Genomic DNA, 17,493 nt, shown 5'->3' on the forward strand with positions numbered 1-17,493 from the left:
CAGCATGACTCCCTTCACGCTCGATACGGCCGCACACGTGCTGGCCGACACCATGCCCGGCTGCGTGCGCGGCCTGAACCTGACCGTCGAAAAGCTGGAAGACGGGCACGCCACGCTGCGCATGCCGTACTCGGACATGGCATGCCGGGAAGGCGGCATTTTTTCGGGCCAGGCGCTCGCCGCCCTGGCCGACACGTCGATGTGCTTCGCCGTCTGGATGGACGGGCGCGGGCGGCGGCCGGTGGCCACGGTGGATCTGCACGTGACCTACCTGCGCGGCGCGGGCGGCGAGGATCTTCTCGCGCGGGCCCAGTTGATACGCTCGGGCAAGACGCTGGCCTTCGCGCGGGTGGACATCGTGCTGGCCGGGTCCGGCAAGGAAGTCGCGTCCGCTGTCGCCACCTTCGGGCTGCCGGCATGAGCGCGACCGCCGCATCCCCGCCGCGCGTGCTGGTTGCCGGGGCCGGCATCGGCGGCCTCGCACTGGCCGCGCTGCTGGTCCGTCAGGGTTGGGACGTCGTCGTGTGCGAACAGACCGCCAGCATCGGCGAGATCGGCGCGGGCGTGCAGCTCAGTCCGAACGCCGTCAAGGTGTTGCGCGCACTCGGCCTGGAGGAGGAACTGCGCGACGTCGCCTTTGCGCCCGAGGCGTTCACCGGCTGGGACTGGAGGTCCGGCAAGGCGCTCTATCGCACACCCATCCGCGGCGTCTACGAGGCAAAGTACGGCGCGCCCTACTTCCATATCCACCGTGCCGACCTGCACCGCCTGCTCGCCTCGCGCGTGCCGGCAGCTACGCTGCGCCTCGGCGCGCGCGTCGAGTCCTTGCGCGAAGAAGGCGACCGCGTGCTCGCCAGGCTGGCCGACGGCACAGAACTGGCGGCCGACGTGGTCGTCGGCGCCGACGGCATCCATTCGGCGGTGCGTCGCCATCTGCACGGCGAAGCCTCGCCGCGCTTCACCGGCAACATGTGCTGGCGCGGCATGGTCGCCGCCGGGGATCTGCCTGAAGGGCTGGTGCCACCGACGGCCTCGAACTGGCTCGGGCCGCACGGGCACGTGGTGCACTACTACGTGCGTGGTGGCGAGCTCGTCAACTTCGTCGCGGTGCTCGAGACCCGCGTATGGACCTCGGAGTCGTGGACCGAGCCGAGCAGCGTGGCCGATCTCAAGCGCGCGTTCGCAGGCTGGCATCCGCGGCTGCAGGTCTTGTTCGATCGGGCGGGAGAGCTGTTTCGCTGGGGCCTGTTCGACCGCGAACCCCTGCCCTTCTGGAGCCGGGGGCGGGTCACGCTGCTGGGCGACGCCGCCCATCCGATGCTGCCCTTCCTCGCGCAAGGCGCGGCACAGGCGATCGAGGACGCATTCGCGCTCGCAGCCTGGCTCTCGGCATCGCCCGCCGATCCCGTCGCCGCCCTGTCCGCCTACGAGTCCGAGAGGCGCGGCCGCACCGCGCGCATCCAACTGGGCGCCCGGGCGCGCGGCAAGACCGTCCACCTCGCCTCGTCGTGGGCCAGGTTCCGCCGCAACCTGGGCTTCAAGCTCCAGGCCTTGCGCGACCCGGCCGCCACCTCGCACCAGGCCGAATGGATCTATGCGCACGACGTGACGCAGGTCGCGCGCGACATCGCCGTCCCCACCATCGGCGTCGCCCATCCCGCCAGCGCCCCATGACCGACATGACGCACTTCTTCCGTAGCGAGAGCGGTGAGCTTACCCGTTCGGAATTCGACGACGGGGTACGCCGGTTCGCCGGCGGCCTGCGCGCCGAAGGGCTGGCCGAGGGCGAGTCGGTCGCCTTGCTGCTGCGCAACGATGCGCCGCTGGCCCAGGCCATGATCGGCGCCGACGCCGCAGGCGTCTATTCCGTTCCCCTCAACTGGCACGGCAAGGCCGACGAGATCCGCTACATCCTGGACGATTGCGGCGCGCGCCTGCTCGTGGGCCACACCGACCTGCTCGGGGCGCTGCCCGCCGACTGCCTGGCCGGCCGCAGAGTCATCGCCGTCCCCACGCCGCAAGCGATCGCCCGGCGACATGGCGTGCCGCCGAGCCCGCCGATGAAGGCGGAATGGCGCGACTGGTCGGACTGGCTCGCCGCGCAGCAGCCGCTCGAACGAAGCAGCACACGGCCGCGCGGCGCGATCATCTACACCTCCGGCACCACCGGCAAACCCAAGGGCGTGCAGCGCGAACCCTATACCGACCTGCAGGCGCAGCAGGGCAACCTGCGCACGCTGCATCACGCTTTCGGCACGCGGCCGGGCATGAACGCCGCCATCGTCGGCCCGCTCTATCACGGCGGCCCCGGCGCGTACTGGCGCGCCGCCTACGCCGCGACCCGCGAAAGCGGCACGGTGCTGATGCGCTCGAAGTTCGACGCCGAGGAACTCCTGGAGCTGATCGAGCGCGAGCGCATCTCGCACCTCTTCATGGTGCCCACCATGTTCGTCCGCATGCTCAGGCTGCCGGCCGAGGTGCGGCGGCGCTACGACCTGTCGAGCGTGCGCCACATCGTGCATACCGCGGCGCCCTGTCCGGCGGCGGTCAAGGCCGCGATGATGGACTGGCTGGGCGAGGTGATCTACGAGTTCTATGGCACGACCGAGACCGGTCCGGTGACGGTCGCCGGACCGGCCGACAGTCGCGAGCGTCCCGGCACCGTCGGACGCAAGCAGGAGACCGTGCGCCTGGAAGTCCATGACGCCCGGGGACGGCCGCTGCCGCCGGGCGAAATCGGCGAGATCTGCTGCCGCAACAGCACCTATCCCGATTTCACTTATCGCAACCGGACGCAGGAGCGCCTTGAACTGGAGCGCGAAGGCGGATTGATCGCCACCGGCGACGTCGGCTACGTCGACGCCGACGGCTTCGTCTTCATCTGCGACCGCGTCAAGGACATGGTGATCTCGGGCGGCGTGAACATCTACCCGGCCGAGATCGAGGCCGTGCTGATCGAGATCGCCGGCGTGCGCGACTGCGCGGTCTTCGGTGTGCCGCACGAGGAGTGGGGCGAGACGCTGGCCGCGCACATCGAACTCGAACCTGGCGCGGCGCTCACGCCCGAGGCCATCCGCGCCGAACTTGAACGCATGCTTCCGCGCTTCAAGGTGCCCGCCATCCTGCGCTTCGAATCGTCCCTGCCTCGCCAGGACAACGGCAAGATCTACAAGCGGCGGCTGTCCGATCCCTATTGGGCGGGGCACTCGCGCCGCATCTGATCATCAGCTTCCGCTCCCGCCCACAACAACCACATCGGAGACAAGCCATGAGCGAACCAACCCCGAACGACTCACCGCCCGCATCGCGGCGTCGCCGCACGCTGCTCGGAGCCATCGCCGGCGCGGCGGCGGGCGGGCTGCCCGCCCTCGCGCCTCGCCGCGTCCTCGCCCAGCCCCAGTGGCCCGCCCGGCCGGTTCGCGTCCTGCTCGGATTCCCCGCCGGCGGTTCGATCGACGTGGTCTTCCGGGTCATGGCGAAGAACGCCGAGCCCTTCCTCGGTCAGTCCGTGATCGTCGAGAACAAGCCGGGAGCAGGCGGCACCGTGAGCATCGTGCAGATGAAGAACGCCACGCCCGACGGCTATACGCTGGGCCTCATCACCATGGGCGTGTTCAGGGCGCCGGTGACGGAAACGGTGGCCTATGACCCGATAGCGGACATCACCTACATCGTGTGCCTCTCGCATGTTCCCTTCGGTATCGTGGTGCGCGCGGACTCGCCGTTCCAGACCTGGGCCGACCTGCTGGCCCATGGCCGCGCCGACCCGGGCAAAGTGAACTACGGCGTGCCTGCCGGGCTGGGCAACAGCGCACACCTGCTGGTCGAGGAGATCACCGGGCAGGAACGCATCAAGTGGCACGCTATTCCCTACAAGGGCAGCGCCGACACCGCGCTCGCCCTGCTGTCCGGGGATGTCGACTTCACCGTGGACGGCAGCGGCGGCTTCGGCCCGCTGGTGGATGCCGGCAAGGCCCGGCTATTGGCGGTGGCCAGCGAGGAGCGATCGCCCAAATGGAGCGATGTGCCGACCACCAGGGAGCTCGGCTATCGCATGTCGATCGACTCGCCCTGGGGTCTCGGCGGCCCCAAGGGGCTGCCGGCCGCGGTCGTGCAGACCGTCCAGGACGCGTTCCGCAAGAGCCTGGACACACCCGAGGTGAAGATCGCGCTGGCCCGCGCCGGCCAGGGCAGCCGCTACAAGGACGCAGCCGAATACACCGAGTTCGCCGCGCGCGCCGCCGTCGAGGAACGCGCTCTCCTCACCAAGTACGGCTTCGCCCGCGAGCCATGAGCACAGCGCAAGCACGCCGCATCGCCGTCGTCGGTGCCGGCATCGGGGGACTGTGCGCGGCAGCCCTGCTCGTGCGTCGCGGATTCCAGGTCGAGGTGTTCGAGCAGGCCACCGCGCTGGGCGAGATCGGCGCCGGCCTGCAGATCAGCCCCAACGGGGTCAAGGTGCTGCGTACCGTCGGCCTGGGCGAGGCACTCGAGCTTGCGGGCGTACGACCCCGCCGCCTCACGATGCGCGACTGGAAGACGGGCCTGGTCGTCTCGAGCACCGGCATCGACGGCGATTTCGAGCGCGCCTATGGCGCGCCCTATTACCACGTGCACCGGGCGGACCTGCTCGCCATGCTTGGACAGGCGGCCGTGGGCGCCACGCTGCGCACCGGCTGCGCCGTGCTGAGCGTCGAGGACGACGGAGAGGGCGCGCTGGTGCGCACCGCGTCGGGTGCCGAGCGATTCGACGCAGTCATCGGTGCCGACGGCATCCACTCGGTGGTCCGGCGCGCGCTCCATGCAGACCAGGCGCCGCGCTTCACCGGCAACGTCGCCTTCCGCGCCCTGGTGCCCGCCGACGACGCGCTGCGCCGCCGTGTCGAGCGCGACGCCACCATCTGGATGGGGCCCGGTGGCCACGTCGTGCATTACTTCGTCCGTTCCGCGCGGCTCCTGAATATCGTGGCGGTGTACGAAACCGACCGATGGACCGACGAGTCCTGGACGCAGCCTGCGCAGGTGGCCGAGCTGGTCGACTGCTTTCGCGGCTGGAACCGATCGTTGCTCGACGTGCTCGGCCGCGCCGGGCAGTGCAATCGCTGGGCCTTGTACGATCGCGATCCGCTGAGCGCCTGGGGCCGCGGCCGCATCACCCTGCTGGGCGACGCGGCGCACCCGATGCTGCCGTTTCTCGCGCAAGGCGCGGTCATGGCGATCGAGGACGCCTGCGTCCTGGCGGACGCGCTCGCCACCCAGGCCGACACGGCCCAGGCCCTGCGCCGCTACGAGAGCGCGCGGGTCGGGCGCACCTCCCGGCTGCAACTGGCGGCGCGCGCACAGGGCGAGTCCATGCATCGCAGCGGCGCACTGGACGCCTGGCGCCGCAATGCCAGGCTGTTTCTGCGCAGCCGCTTCTCGCGCGACGATCAATTGCGCAAGGGCCAGGGCCTCTATGGCTTCGATGCGACCGCGCCACGCCGCACCGACTGACCCTCTCTGCGCCTTGCACACCACCCCAGGGAAACCACGCAATGAAAGACACCCCATCCAGCGCCGATCGCGGCGAGGAACCCGGCACGGTTGCGCTCAAGCCCCTGCGCGGCATGCGGGTGGTCGAATTCCATGCCAAAGGACCGGTTCCGCTCTGCACCATGATGCTTGCGGACATGGGAGCCGAGGTCGTGCAAGTCGAACGCGAGGTCGCCGGCAAGCGCGGCGATCCACGCTGGCGCTACACCGACCGCGCCAAATCCGCCTTGTCGCTGAATCTCAAGCAGGACGCCGACCGCGCCCGCGCGCAAGACCTCATCGCGTCGGCCGATGTGCTGGTCGAGGGCTTTCGCCCGGGCGCGATGGAACGGCTGGGCCTCGGTCCGGCCGATTGCATGGCAGTCAACCCGCGCCTGGTGTACGCGCGCATCACCGGCTGGGGCCAGGACGGCCCGCGCTCGCAACTGGCGGGCCACGACATCAACTACCTCGCCGCCACCGGCGCGCTGGACGCAATCGGCACGGCAGACAGCGGCCCGGTTCCCCCGTTGAACCTGCTGGCCGACTTCGCGGGCGGTTCCCTGCAGGCCGCGTACGGCATCTGCGCCGCGCTGCTGGAGCGCGAACGCTCGGGCCGCGGCTGCGTCATCGACATCTCGATGGCCGAAGGCGTGCTGAGCTTGATGACATCGCTGTTCGCCATCCGCGCCCGCGGCGACTGGCAAGGCGGGCGCGGCGGCAACTTTCTGGACGGCGGCGCACCCTGGTATGGCGTCTATGAAACGCGCGACGGGCGGCACATCGCGGTCGGCGCCATGGAGCCCGTCTTCCGGGAAGCGTTCTTCACCACCATCGGGTTGCCGGCCGAGTTTGCACGCGACAGCGAAGATCCGGCGTCGTGGCCCCGCATACGAGAGGAAGTCGCCGCCATCGTTCGCACGCGCAGCCGCGACGAATGGACGCGCGAGTTCGCCGGCGTGGACGCATGCGTCACCCCGGTGTCCACGATGGACGAAGCACTGAGCGATGCCGCATTCCTGGCGCGTTCCGCCTTCGTCGAGGAGACGGGGCACGACGGCCACCTGCGGCCCGCGCCTGGCCTGCGGCTGCGGGCTTTCACCGCCGTTTAAGGCCTTCTGCTATTGCCCTCACGGGATCTCGCCTGGCGAGTGGTCGCCGACACTAACCGTGGAGTTTTACGTGGGGCAGGTCAGCAGGACGTGCCTCGGAAGGTCGGCCACCTGGTTCATCCCCGCATACGCGGGGAACACATCCCGCTCGCTCGGGTCGCCGGGCTCGGCCCCGGTTCATCCCCGCATGCGCGGGGAACACTTCTGCTTTTTGGGCGCGAACGACCTGCACCTTCGGTTCATCCCCGCATGCGCGGGGAACACCGTGCCCTCCTCGATCGCCGCGTCCATGGCGGCGGTTCATCCCCGCATGCGCGGGGAACACTCTTAACACAAGCTTCTGATTTTAAAAGAAAAAACCGCACCTTAAATTTCTACCGAATGCTGCACCGCAACAATTCCGGCATTATCCAGCAGAAATTTCCCCGACCGAAACAGCAACAGCCCAACGTCCAAAGCGTCAGAGCGAAGCAAAACAGGTCCTCCAGCCAACCGTCGAATTCCGATTCAGAGTGCATATAGACACAAGCTATCAAATGCCCTTCGTCGCGGCCTGACACGACGCGCGCCGGAATTCAGCATTCCCTAGCGAAGACAACCCATACTCCGGCCTATGATGGACAATCTCCGACTTGTCGATACGTCCGAACCCTCTCCAGGAGTTGGCCATGCGCATCCTGCTCACCGGTGGAACCGGCCTGATCGGCCGTGCCCTATGCCGTCACTGGCATGAACAGGGGCACGAACTCATCGTCTGGAGCCGCAGCCCCCAACGCGTGCCCTCACTTTGCAGCGGTGCGCGCGGGATAGGCCGGCTGCGGGATCTCGACGGGGCGGCTCCGCTGGACGCCGTCGTCAATCTGGCCGGCGCATCGATCGCCGGCAGGCCCTGGACCGCCTCACGCCGCAAGGTGTTGTGGAGCAGTCGGGTGGATCTGACGCGGGAACTCGTGGCCTGGCTCGGCGACCAGCCAAGCCGCCCTGCCGTACTCCTGTCCGGCTCCGCCGTCGGCTGGTACGGCGACGGAGAGCAGCGACACCTGGATGAGAACAGCCCGGCAAGCCGGGCCGACTTCGGCAGCAAACTGTGCGTCGCCTGGGAGCAGGAAGCCGAGCGCGCGCGGCAGCTCGACATGCGCGTCGTGCTGATACGCACCGCTCCCGTGCTCGCTCCCCAAGGCGGGTTCCTGGCGCGGCTGCGCCTGCCGTTCAGCCTGGGGCTGGGTGGGCGCCTCGGCCGTGGCGAGCAATGGATGCCCTGGATCCACCTGGAGGACGAGGTCGGCCTGATCGACTTTCTGTTGCAGCGTGAAGATTGCGTCGACCCTTACAACGCCTGCGCGCCACAGCAGGTTCGCAATGTCGAGTTCACCCAAGCGCTGGCCCAAGCGCTGCGGCGCCCCGCGGTCTTACCCGTACCGGCATGGGCCTTGCGCCTCGCGCTCGGCGACATGTCGGTGCTGCTGCTGGGCGGTCAACGCCTGGCACCTCGCCGCGCACTGGAAGCAGGGTACCCGTTTCGTCATCCTCGGTTGGATGAGGCGCTCGCGGACGTGCTCCATCGCACTGGGAAGTAGAACGCTTGAGGCGCTGTGGGAGTAGCTTGTCCGCTCATTCAAAAGCCAGCCATGTCTGCCCAACGTCGTCGACCTGCGGCACAGCGCACTTGTACCGCTGCGCAGGATATGCCGTGATCCCGGAGAAACCTGATGATCCTAGTACCGCGCGTGGCCTCGTCGAGGCTATCCTACGGAGAAGATGCCGAACCTGTCCCGGGTCTCTGCAATTATCTTTGCAGGAACAAATGGTAAAGACTTAGCCATAAAGGAAAAGGCCAGTTCAACCCGCTCAACATGGAATCCTTCTATTGCTGGGACATTTGTAATATTTCCTGGGCGGGAGCAATATCACATAGGAGAAGAACCCGCCACCATCGTGCCTCTGCTCGGCAATGGCGAAGGGTGCTGCAATGTCATGCCCGGCAACAGTATCCGCCCGCCAGGCTCTTCCGAGGATGCCGCCATGCAGCAGGAGCCGTTTGTCTGCATAGCATGAGCATGCTTCGGCACGGTAGTACGCAGGGCGATATTCGGCATCCCCGCAGCGCGGGGAACACTGCCCGCCCTGCAGCAGCGCGAAGCACTGGCCCGGTTCATCCCCGCATCTGCGGGGAACATGGCCGGATCGATCACCAGGTCAATATCCGGGGCGGTTCATCCCCGCATGCGCGGGGAACACCCTTAGAACAACCCATTGATTTTTAAAGAAAAAAACCAACCCTAAAATTCTACCGAATTTAACCCAGCTAAGACAAGGGACTCACATCCCCGACCGAGCATCAAGAACGTGACGATGGTATCCAAAAGACGCCCACAAAAGACACCCATGGATAGGCGTCGATGGCGATGCTGCAGTCCCATCGCTACGTAGATGGGCACATCGGCTCCACCCTCGACCATTCCCGCGCATTGGTGAATCTCGTTGCGAGGCCATCCTTGCGGTTGCGACACCCTGGAGGTATTGCCGCGCGTTGCCCTCGGCGGAGCCGAACGCATGTCGACGACATTTCCAACCGCATGCATGCTCGACGTGCAGCCGGCCCTCCGACAACGTAGCGATGCCATGTGCGCACGCTATTCAGCAGATCGAAAGCGGCAATCCCAGCGAAGCGCTGCACCTCGCCCGCCCGCTTTTGTCAATCTCCACATGTCCTTTTATAGTAAGAGCCTCATCACCCATCCCCGAGGTATTCGTCCCATGCGCCATTGATGCCGCCGTCGGCATGACGGCCAGTCTCCACCGGCCCCCTGAAGCGGGGGAGCTCCTGGCATCCTTGGAATGAAGCATGACGAATCCCTATCTCACGCTGAAAGGCGTTTCCTATGTCCTGTCGGACGGCAGGACGCTGTTCTCCGATCTGAACGAAACCTTCGACCAGCGCCCCACCGGGCTGGTCGGACGCAATGGCGCAGGCAAGACCGTTCTGGCCCGCATGCTGGCCGGGCAGATACAGCCCACCACCGGACGCTGTCTGCGCGCCGGCAGCGTGCGTTACCTCGCACAGCAGGTGTCTCCTCCGGAAGGTTCCACCGTGGCCGATCTAGCGGGCATGCGGCACACGCTGGACGCACTCGCGCGCATAGAGGCCGGCAGCAGTGCGCCCGAGGATTTCGATGCGGTGGGCGATGACTGGGACATTCGCCAGCGGCTTCGGCAAGCGCTCGAGCGCAATGGCCTGGACCCTCTCGATGCCACGACGCCGGCGGATACGCTCAGTGGTGGCGAGGCCATGCGTGTCGCCCTGATCGGCGCCATGCTGTCGGATGCGGACTTCCTGATCCTGGACGAGCCCAGCAACCATCTCGACCGTCCGAACCGACAGGCATTGATCGAACAATTGCACGATTGGCCGCGCGGGCTGCTGGTCGTCAGCCATGACCGGCAACTGCTGGAAAGCCTGGCGCGCATCGTGGACCTCTCCTCGCTGGGGCTGCGCAGCTATGGCGGCAACTACACGTTCTATGTCCAGAGCAAGGCGCAGGAGCGGCAAACCGCCCTCCAGCAACTCGAACAGCGCAAGCTCGAGCGCCAGCGCGAGGAGCAGGCCATGCGCGAGCAACGCGAGCGCCAGGAGCGAAGGCTGGCCCGAGGCAGCCGGCATGGGAAGGAAGCCAACCAGGCAAAGATCCTGCTCGATCGCCAGAAAGAGCGCAGCGAAGCTTCGGCAGGCAAGCTGCGCCAGCAGCACGCCTTGGCCCAGCAGCAGCTTGCCCAGCGCGTGCGCGAGGCGGCACAGCAGGTGGAGAACGAGGCGCCCATCGTCCTGCACGCGCTGCCGATCGCGCAGGCGGCACAGCGGCGCGTGGTGGAACTGGACGAGGTGGAACTGCCTTTCGTCACGGGAGCCACCCGCCGCATCAGCCTGACGCTGAGTGGCCGGCAGCGCGTGGGCGTGATCGGCCCGAACGGCTGCGGCAAATCCACCTTGCTCAAGGTACTGGCCGGGCAGCTCGGCCCCCTGGCCGGGACCTGCAAGGTCACGCCCGGGAGCGTCTATCTCGACCAGCGGCTGGCCAGCCTGGACCCGAGCCTGACAGCGCTCGATCAACTGCGGGCGGCCAACCAGACGGCGACCGAAGGCAAACGGCGCATGCGGCTTGCGCAGCTCGGCCTGGACGCGCAGAAGATCGTGGCAGCCAGCGGATCGCTCAGCGGTGGCGAGCACCTGAAGGCGGCGCTGGCACGCGTGCTCTATGCCGATCCGCCCCCACAACTGCTATTGCTGGATGAACCGAGCAACCACCTCGACCTTCCCTCCGCCCAGGCGCTGGAAGCCATGCTGCGCAGCTATCGGGGCGCCTTGATCGTGGTTTCGCACGACGATGCGTTCATGGACAACCTCGATCTGACCGACCGCCTGCTGGCGAACGAGAACGGCTGGCTATTGGAACCATGGTGATCTCATTGCCATGGCCTACCCACAACGTTCAATATATTAGAACGTTTGACAAACTATTTGAACGACTATTTAATGCAGAAGACCCTTTGAACCCAAGGGCAGATGCAACGCAGCGCATTCGATAACTCAAATGAGGAGACAAACATGCGCAATGCAGGACTGGCCAACCTACTCAAAGTCTCTGCGCTCTTGCTCTGCGCCGCGTCCTTGCTCGGCGCGCCCGCCCGGGCGGAGGATTGGCCGACACACGCAGTGCGCATCATCGTCCCCTATCCACCCGGCGGCAATGCCGATGGCTTGGCCAGGCTGGTGGGGGACGGGCTGTCGCGCAAGCTGCAGGCGAATTTCGTCGTTGAGAACAGGCCGGGCGGCACGGGCATGGTAGGCACCGAGGCCGTCGCCCGCGCCGAACCCGATGGCTACACCTTGCTGTTGGGCACCTATTCCACCTTCGCTACGCTGCCCGTGCTGTCCAAGATGTCTCCCGAGCCGCTGGATATCATCGACGTGGTGGGCGGGGTCGCGGGATATGTCCCTGTGCTTGCGGTGAGCAAGCAGCTCAATGTAGCGACGCTGGAGGAATTGATCGCGCTCGCGAAGGGCGATCCTGGGAAGCTGACGTTCGGGTCGGTAGGCGTAGGCGCCTCGTCACACATCAATGGCGAGATCCTGCAACACGCTGCCGGGATCGATATGCTGCATGTGCCCTTCAAAGGGTCGAACCAGAGTGTTACTGCACTGATGGGGGGCCAGATCGACGTCCTGATCGACGGGGTAACGGTAGCCGCCGCCAAGTCCGGCCGTGTGGTGCCATTGGCTGCGTTCTATAAGAGCCGGCATGAAGAATTGCCCGACGTGCCGACCGCGGAAGAAGCCGGCGTGCCGGTGCGCCTGCCGACCGGGCCTACGTTCGGCGTGTTTGCGCCCAAAGGCGTCGCGCCCGGCATCATGGCAAAGCTGCAGGACGCCTTGGAAAGTGTCACCAACGACCCCGAATTTCACACCAAGGCAGTGGCGCTCAGCCTGACCTCGGACTGGACCAACGCCGCGGACTTTCGCCGCGCCCTGGAGGCGGATCTCGAATTCAATCGCGCCTTCCTGCCCACGATAGGCCTGGGGACGAGCCAATAAGGCATCGCTTTCGATGCCGGCCAGACGGCCGGCACGCCACGGATCAGGAGACATCGATGAGTATGCCGTTCAGCCAGGTCAAGATTCTCGACTTTACGCGGTACCTTGCAGGGCCGTTCGCGACCTTCCAGTTCGCCGTTCTGGGTGCGGACGTCATCAAGGTCGAGTCCCTGGAAGGGGATCCAACGCGCAAGACGACGATAGACAGAGCACTGGCCGATGCAAAAATGTCGCCGACGTTCCTGGCAATGAACCCCAACAAGCGCAGCCTTGCGCTCGACTTGAATTCCCCCGAAGGCGTCTCCATCATTCGCAGCCTGATCAAGGACGTGGACGTCGTCTGCGAAAACTTCCGCCCCGGCGTCATGAAGCGCCTGGGACTGGGCTACGACGCCTTGAAAGCGCTGAATCCCCGCCTGATCTATTGTTCCATCTCAGGGTTCGGCCATTCCGGGCCGGAGCAATATACGGCGGCGTTCGACGGCAAGATCCAGGCGATGTCGGGCATGATGGCCATGACGGGAGACCCCGCGGGCGGCCCCATGCGCACCGGCTTTGCCGTGTGTGACCTCATTGCCGGAATGACCGGCGCCTTCGCCATCTCAAGCGCGCTGTACGAACGGGAAAACACCGGGCAAGGCGGCTTTCTCGACGTATCCATGCTCGATTCGGCCTTGGTCTTTCTCGCATCGCAAGTCTGCGAGGCCACGATGGGCGGAGTCAAACATACGCAGATGGGCAACCTCTCGGTCAGCCGCAAAGTCACCGCGAACCGATTCAGGACCGGCGACGGAGACATCGTCCTTGCCGTCCTGAACGAAAAACATTTCGCCAAGCTGATGGTGACATTGGGCATTCCGCAAGCCCTGGACGACCCCCGTTTCACCGACTGGTTCACGCGCACGGAACATGAGCCGGCCCTGCGAGGCATGATCGAAACCGCGATGGCGCCCCACAACGCGAGCTACTGGGAGCAGACGCTCACGGCAGCCGACATCCCCTGCGGAATGGTCCGCCGGCTGGACGAGATCATCCAGCATCCGCAACTCGAGCATCGGGCCGTACTGCAAACCGTGAAGACGCCCAAAGGAGAATTTCGAATGGCCGGTGCCGGTTTTCAATGGCAGGACAAGACGCCGACCCTAGAGACCTGCGCCCCGCTGCTCGGCCAGCATACGGACGAGATCCTGCAGCAGGCAGGCTACAGTGCGGCGCAGATCCGGCAGTTTCGCGACAGGGGCACGTTGGGCCCGGCCACTGCCGAGAGCGCTGCGGCAGCCGGTCCGGAAGGCCGGAACTAAAGAGCCGGACAGAGAATCGGCAAACTTCCGATTGTAGGTGCAAGCGCGACAGGGCCAGGCACTCGGTAGACGTGTTTTTCGTGGCCTCTTGATGCCACGATCTTCTTAGTCCACCGAACGCCATCAGGCTCCGCTCGGTGCAGCAGGATCGTCAAACGTTGAAGCGGAAGTCCGAATGGCCACCAGCCGGGACTTGCACCCGCAGGAGTGCGCCCATGTTGGCACCACCTGAACTTGCCGTGACTTTACGGGCGGCGATCCGGGCCTACCCACTCTGCCGGACTGGAGCCAAGTACGGGAAATTTCGTACTCCACCCCGGCGACGTTTCAGACAAACGCAGCACTGGCGCCAAATTCCTGAGGGTGCCGTAGCTTCCGCGGCCTTCCATCATGATTCGGCCCACTTCGTCGTCGGATAGCCCCACCTCCGAACCCGGATGGTCGAGAAGGCCGTGGCGGTAGACGAACATGCCGGACTGGCATAGCGAAACCTTCACGTGATAGGAGCCCCCCTCCCGCGCGCGTCGAGCCAATGCCAGCAGTACGCCATACGCTCCGTTGTAGCCGGTTGTGTAGTCGCAGACTGCGGCCGGAGCCAGCTTGGGCCTCGGGCCTGCACTTTCGAGGCAGAGGCCGGTGCAGGACTGCGCCATCTGCTCCCATCCACGGCGGTCGGAGAACGGGCCGCCATCACCGTAGCAACTGATGGACACATAGACAATTCCGGGGCGCTCTTTCGCCAGCTCTTCCGGTCCGAGGCCATATTTGACAAGAGCGCCAGGCCGGTACCCTTGGCTGAACACATCCGCGTCGCGCACCAGGCCTTTCAATGTGGAGAGATCGTCGACCTTCCTGACATCCAGATAAGTGCTGCGTTTGCCGTGGCTGGTGTCCACCACATGTTCAAGCACTTGGGGGAGGTCGGAGGCGGTGACCATGAGCACATCCGCACCGTGCTCGGCCAGCGTACGCGAGGTGATCGGCCCGGCGAGAATGCGAGTCAGGTCAAGTGCCCTTATGCCTGATAGGGGCCTCGGCCCTTCAGGAAACGGGACAGGGTCGGATTCGCCGATTTTTGTGATTTCGACCACGGGTTTGCCGGCCAGTGCGCGCCCCTGCGGATGCTCCAGCCATTCGGCATTGGAGCGAACGACCGCGCCACAGGCAGCGGCGGCCGCAATGGCTTGCTCCAGGTCATCCGAATCCCACTTCGCGATGGCGCTGGCAACGGCTTCGGCGGTGGACTCGCAACCCAATACCCCGATCACGCGATCGTGCAGATGCTGCAGATTGAATTGAGGATAAAACCATCGCCCGTCCTTGCACTGCCAAGGCTGGGACAACGTTCTCATATGTCTCATGGCCGGCGTCATGAACGGATCTTTTGTCCAACTGCCGTCCGCTTCGGCTTTGCGCATCAGTCGAGTGCTCAGGCAGGCTGCGGCTGCGTGGCGTACGTCGATCGATATCTGTTGGCGCCTGCCCGTCCGGAGCTCATGAATATCCGTGACTGCAATCCCGATGCCCGCCAGTACGTCGGCTGCCGCTTCCCCGATCTTGATGCGTGTCGGCAGGACAGGGTCTTGTCCCTTGATTGTGATCTCGTCCGCGGGTAATTCACGACCACGGATGCGCATGAGTTCTTCCAGGTAAGGGTTCATGGCGGTTCTCCTTATCGACGCATTTGGACTTAGCCCATTATTGCGTCGAACCTTTGACACGCTCGATGTCTGAACCGCGAATGCCACGTTATGGAACGATTTCGTGCCCTTGCCCGTAGCCAGCGGAAGTTCTGCAAGCCATCATTGCGACCCAAGGACGGCGTGAACGGCCGAAGAACATGTGTTGTTCGCGTCAGCCGCTGTCCCCGCGGACTTGAGCGTCCCGTCAGTGTAGGGATTTCCCTACTTCCACGACATGAGACAGATATGACGACCAATCTACTAGACCCCCAGTCCACATCGCTGCTGGACAAGGATGGGCCAGATACCGTGCGCATGAGCATTCCCGACGCAGAAGCGGTGGGAATGAAAGCGCTTCGTGCTCTCGGCTTCTCCGAAGAGGACGCCAAAATTACCGTTGACCAGCTTATCGACAATGCGCTGTGCGGATACCGCTTCACCAGCTTGCCGCGCATTCTCGCCATCGCGGAAAACAAGCGGATCGAGCATCGCGCGCCAGTGAAGATTGTGCACGAGACACCGTTGTCCGCCTTGATGGATGGCGGTAATAACGTTGGTTACGTTTCGGTTTATCACGCTGCCCAGTTGGCTATCAAGAAGGCCAAGGCATCGGGCTTTGCGATCGTCGGGGTGAACAATAGCTACTTCAGCGGCCGCAACGCGTATTACACCGAACTGGTCGTGAAGGAAGGCTTTGTTTGTGTCCATGTCGCGAGCGCCATGCCTCGCGTGGTTCCTCCGGGTGGTGCCCAGGTGGCGCTGGGAACGAATCCAATGTGCCTGGGGTTTCCCACGACCAAGGACCCGCTGATCATCGACATCGGGACTGCCTCGATGATGTGGGGTGATGTGGGCCTTCATGCCCATCTGGGTTTACCGCTGCCGGAGGGTATCGGCGTCGATGCAAACGGAAAGCCTTCTACCGACGCTGCCGCAGTCCTCGAAGGGGGTGTCGTTCCGTTTGGCGGCCACAAGGGTTACGGCTTGTCGCTGGCTGTGCAGGCGCTCGGACTGTTGGCTGGATCCTCGCTGCCTCGCAACATGCCGGCAGACTACGGATTTGTCTTCCTGGTGATTGATCCGCGCACGCTGCAGCCGGGGGGTGAGTTCGAGGCGCAGGCCACAGACCTCATCAACCACCTCAAGTCGGTCAGGCGTCAGCCTGGTGTGGACGAAATCCGTGTCCCGTCCGAGCGTGCATTTCGCGAGCGGCGCCAGCGTCTGACTCAGGGGCTGGTGTTTGACAAGAAAGTCATCGATTCGCTTGAGGCTCTCAGCCAGTAAGCAAATCCATTCAGGAGACACATAATTATGAAACCCGCACGTGTTCTGATGTCCATTGCCTCGGTACTGACGGCGTTTACCCTGACGCCTAGTTTCGCGGCGTCCGATGCGGATTATCCCAATCGCCCCATCACCCTGATTGTTCCATTCTCGGCGGGAGGGCCGGTAGATACCGAAGCCCGAAACTACTCCGTCAGGCTTGGTGAAATTTTGGGACAGCCCGTCGTCATTGACTACAGGGCGGGAGGCGGTACCTCCATCGGCAGTGACTATGTTGCCAGGGCGAAGCCCGACGGCTACACGCTACTGGCGAATTCCGGCACATTGACCACGCTGCCGTCTTACTACAAGGGATTGCGTTTCGATATCGAGAAGGATCTCATACCGGTTTCTCAAATCAGTCGCCGGGCGTCGGTAATCGTGGCTTCTCCCAACGCGCCATTCAAGACGTACCAAGAATATCTGGCCTACACTCACGCCAATCCGGGCAAGGTGAACTACGGCACCAATGGCATGGGTGATATCACTCACCTGACCGGCGAATGGATGAATTCCAAGACCAACAGCACGGTGACCTATGTTCCGTACAAGGGCGCAGGGTCCATGTTCACGGCATTGCAGGCAAGTCAGATTGACGTCACTTCGGCTGCCGTCCCATTCGCAGCCCCACTGATACAGTCGGGGACGCTGCATGCGTTGGCTGTGCTCAGTAGTGAGCGAGCCAAGCTTCTGCCGGACGTTCCAACAGTCGGGGAGTTGGGGATCGAAGGGTTGGCGCTGGAAAACTGGTTCGGAATCTTCGCGCCGGCGGGTACGCCGGAACCCATCATCCGACGCCTGAACGAGGCGCTGAAGGAAGTTCTGAAGACACCTTCAGTCAAGGCAGCAATGGATACTCAAGGCGTCACCGCTGTGGGAAGCAGTCCGGAAGAGTTTCGCAAGGTTGTGTCGGAGGACATCGCGCGATGGAAAGACATCGTCCGCAACTCCAGCATCAAATTTGATCAATAACA

General features: G+C 64.7%; 14 protein-coding genes. 13 read left to right on the forward strand and 1 reads right to left on the reverse strand.

The features are described from left to right. Positions 1–4 precede the first annotated feature (4 nt). The 11 genes from FOZ76_RS00950 to FOZ76_RS01000 all read left to right on the forward strand — a co-directional run bounded on the left by FOZ76_RS00950 (position 5) and on the right by FOZ76_RS01000 (position 13,514). Positions 5–421, forward strand: a complete 417-nt coding sequence (locus tag FOZ76_RS00950) for a PaaI family thioesterase (protein ID WP_143946249.1) — start codon at positions 5–7, stop codon at positions 419–421. Then, entirely contained in the window at positions 418–1,674 is a 1,257-nt protein-coding gene (locus tag FOZ76_RS00955) for an FAD-dependent monooxygenase (protein ID WP_143946250.1), read from the forward strand. Before FOZ76_RS00950 ends, FOZ76_RS00955 begins: the two co-directional genes overlap by 4 nt. Beyond that, a complete protein-coding gene (locus tag FOZ76_RS00960) occupies positions 1,671–3,221 on the forward strand; it encodes an AMP-binding protein (RefSeq protein WP_143946251.1) in 1,551 nt (516 codons plus the stop codon). The genes FOZ76_RS00955 and FOZ76_RS00960 overlap by 4 nt, the downstream gene beginning before the upstream one ends. A gap of 47 nt (positions 3,222–3,268) precedes the next feature. Beyond that, positions 3,269–4,294, forward strand: coding sequence for a tripartite tricarboxylate transporter substrate binding protein (locus tag FOZ76_RS00965; RefSeq protein WP_143946252.1), 1,026 nt, complete (start codon positions 3,269–3,271; stop codon positions 4,292–4,294). Further along, the gene (locus FOZ76_RS00970) at positions 4,291–5,493 is read left to right on the forward strand and encodes an FAD-dependent monooxygenase (protein ID WP_143946253.1); all 1,203 of its coding nucleotides are present in this window, start codon (positions 4,291–4,293) and stop codon (positions 5,491–5,493) included. Before FOZ76_RS00965 ends, FOZ76_RS00970 begins: the two co-directional genes overlap by 4 nt. Positions 5,494–5,534: 41 nt before the next feature. After that, a complete protein-coding gene (locus FOZ76_RS00975) occupies positions 5,535–6,623 on the forward strand; it encodes a CaiB/BaiF CoA transferase family protein (RefSeq protein WP_143946254.1) in 1,089 nt (362 codons plus the stop codon). Positions 6,624–7,291: 668 nt separating this feature from the next. Then, a complete protein-coding gene (locus FOZ76_RS00980; RefSeq protein ID WP_143946255.1) occupies positions 7,292–8,200 on the forward strand; it encodes a TIGR01777 family oxidoreductase in 909 nt (302 codons plus the stop codon). A gap of 181 nt (positions 8,201–8,381) precedes the next feature. Beyond that, on the forward strand, positions 8,382–8,678 hold the full coding sequence (locus FOZ76_RS00985) for a hypothetical protein (RefSeq protein ID WP_143946256.1): 297 nt from the start codon (positions 8,382–8,384) through the stop codon (positions 8,676–8,678). Positions 8,679–9,468: 790 nt separating this feature from the next. Continuing rightward, the gene (locus FOZ76_RS00990; RefSeq protein ID WP_143946257.1) at positions 9,469–11,082 is read left to right on the forward strand and encodes an ABC-F family ATP-binding cassette domain-containing protein; all 1,614 of its coding nucleotides are present in this window, start codon (positions 9,469–9,471) and stop codon (positions 11,080–11,082) included. Positions 11,083–11,226: 144 nt separating this feature from the next. Further along, positions 11,227–12,213: a Bug family tripartite tricarboxylate transporter substrate binding protein gene (locus FOZ76_RS00995; RefSeq protein ID WP_170235243.1), complete on the forward strand. Its 987-nt coding sequence runs from the start codon at positions 11,227–11,229 to the stop codon at positions 12,211–12,213. A 56-nt stretch (positions 12,214–12,269) separates the two neighbouring features. Continuing rightward, entirely contained in the window at positions 12,270–13,514 is a 1,245-nt protein-coding gene (locus tag FOZ76_RS01000; RefSeq protein WP_143946259.1) for a CaiB/BaiF CoA transferase family protein, read from the forward strand. A gap of 245 nt (positions 13,515–13,759) precedes the next feature. Here the strand turns inward: FOZ76_RS01000 and FOZ76_RS01005 are convergent, their stop codons facing one another. Further along, positions 13,760–15,175 (reverse strand): CoA transferase, encoded by a 1,416-nt coding sequence (locus FOZ76_RS01005; protein WP_211365914.1) that lies wholly within the window; start codon positions 15,173–15,175, stop codon positions 13,760–13,762. A 267-nt stretch (positions 15,176–15,442) separates the two neighbouring features. Between FOZ76_RS01005 and FOZ76_RS01010 the strand changes: the two genes are divergently transcribed. Both FOZ76_RS01010 and FOZ76_RS01015 read left to right on the forward strand, forming a co-directional pair. Then, positions 15,443–16,480: an Ldh family oxidoreductase gene (locus FOZ76_RS01010; RefSeq protein ID WP_170235244.1), complete on the forward strand. Its 1,038-nt coding sequence runs from the start codon at positions 15,443–15,445 to the stop codon at positions 16,478–16,480. A gap of 27 nt (positions 16,481–16,507) precedes the next feature. Beyond that, positions 16,508–17,491 carry a Bug family tripartite tricarboxylate transporter substrate binding protein gene (locus FOZ76_RS01015; protein WP_143946261.1) on the forward strand — a complete coding sequence of 328 codons (984 nt, stop codon included), beginning with the start codon at positions 16,508–16,510 and terminating at the stop codon, positions 17,489–17,491. The last annotated feature ends 2 nt before the right edge of the window (positions 17,492–17,493 follow it).

Source organism: Verticiella sediminum (assembly GCF_007558815.1).
In the GTDB taxonomy this organism is placed as follows: Bacteria; Pseudomonadota; Gammaproteobacteria; order Burkholderiales; family Burkholderiaceae_B; genus Verticiella; species Verticiella sediminum.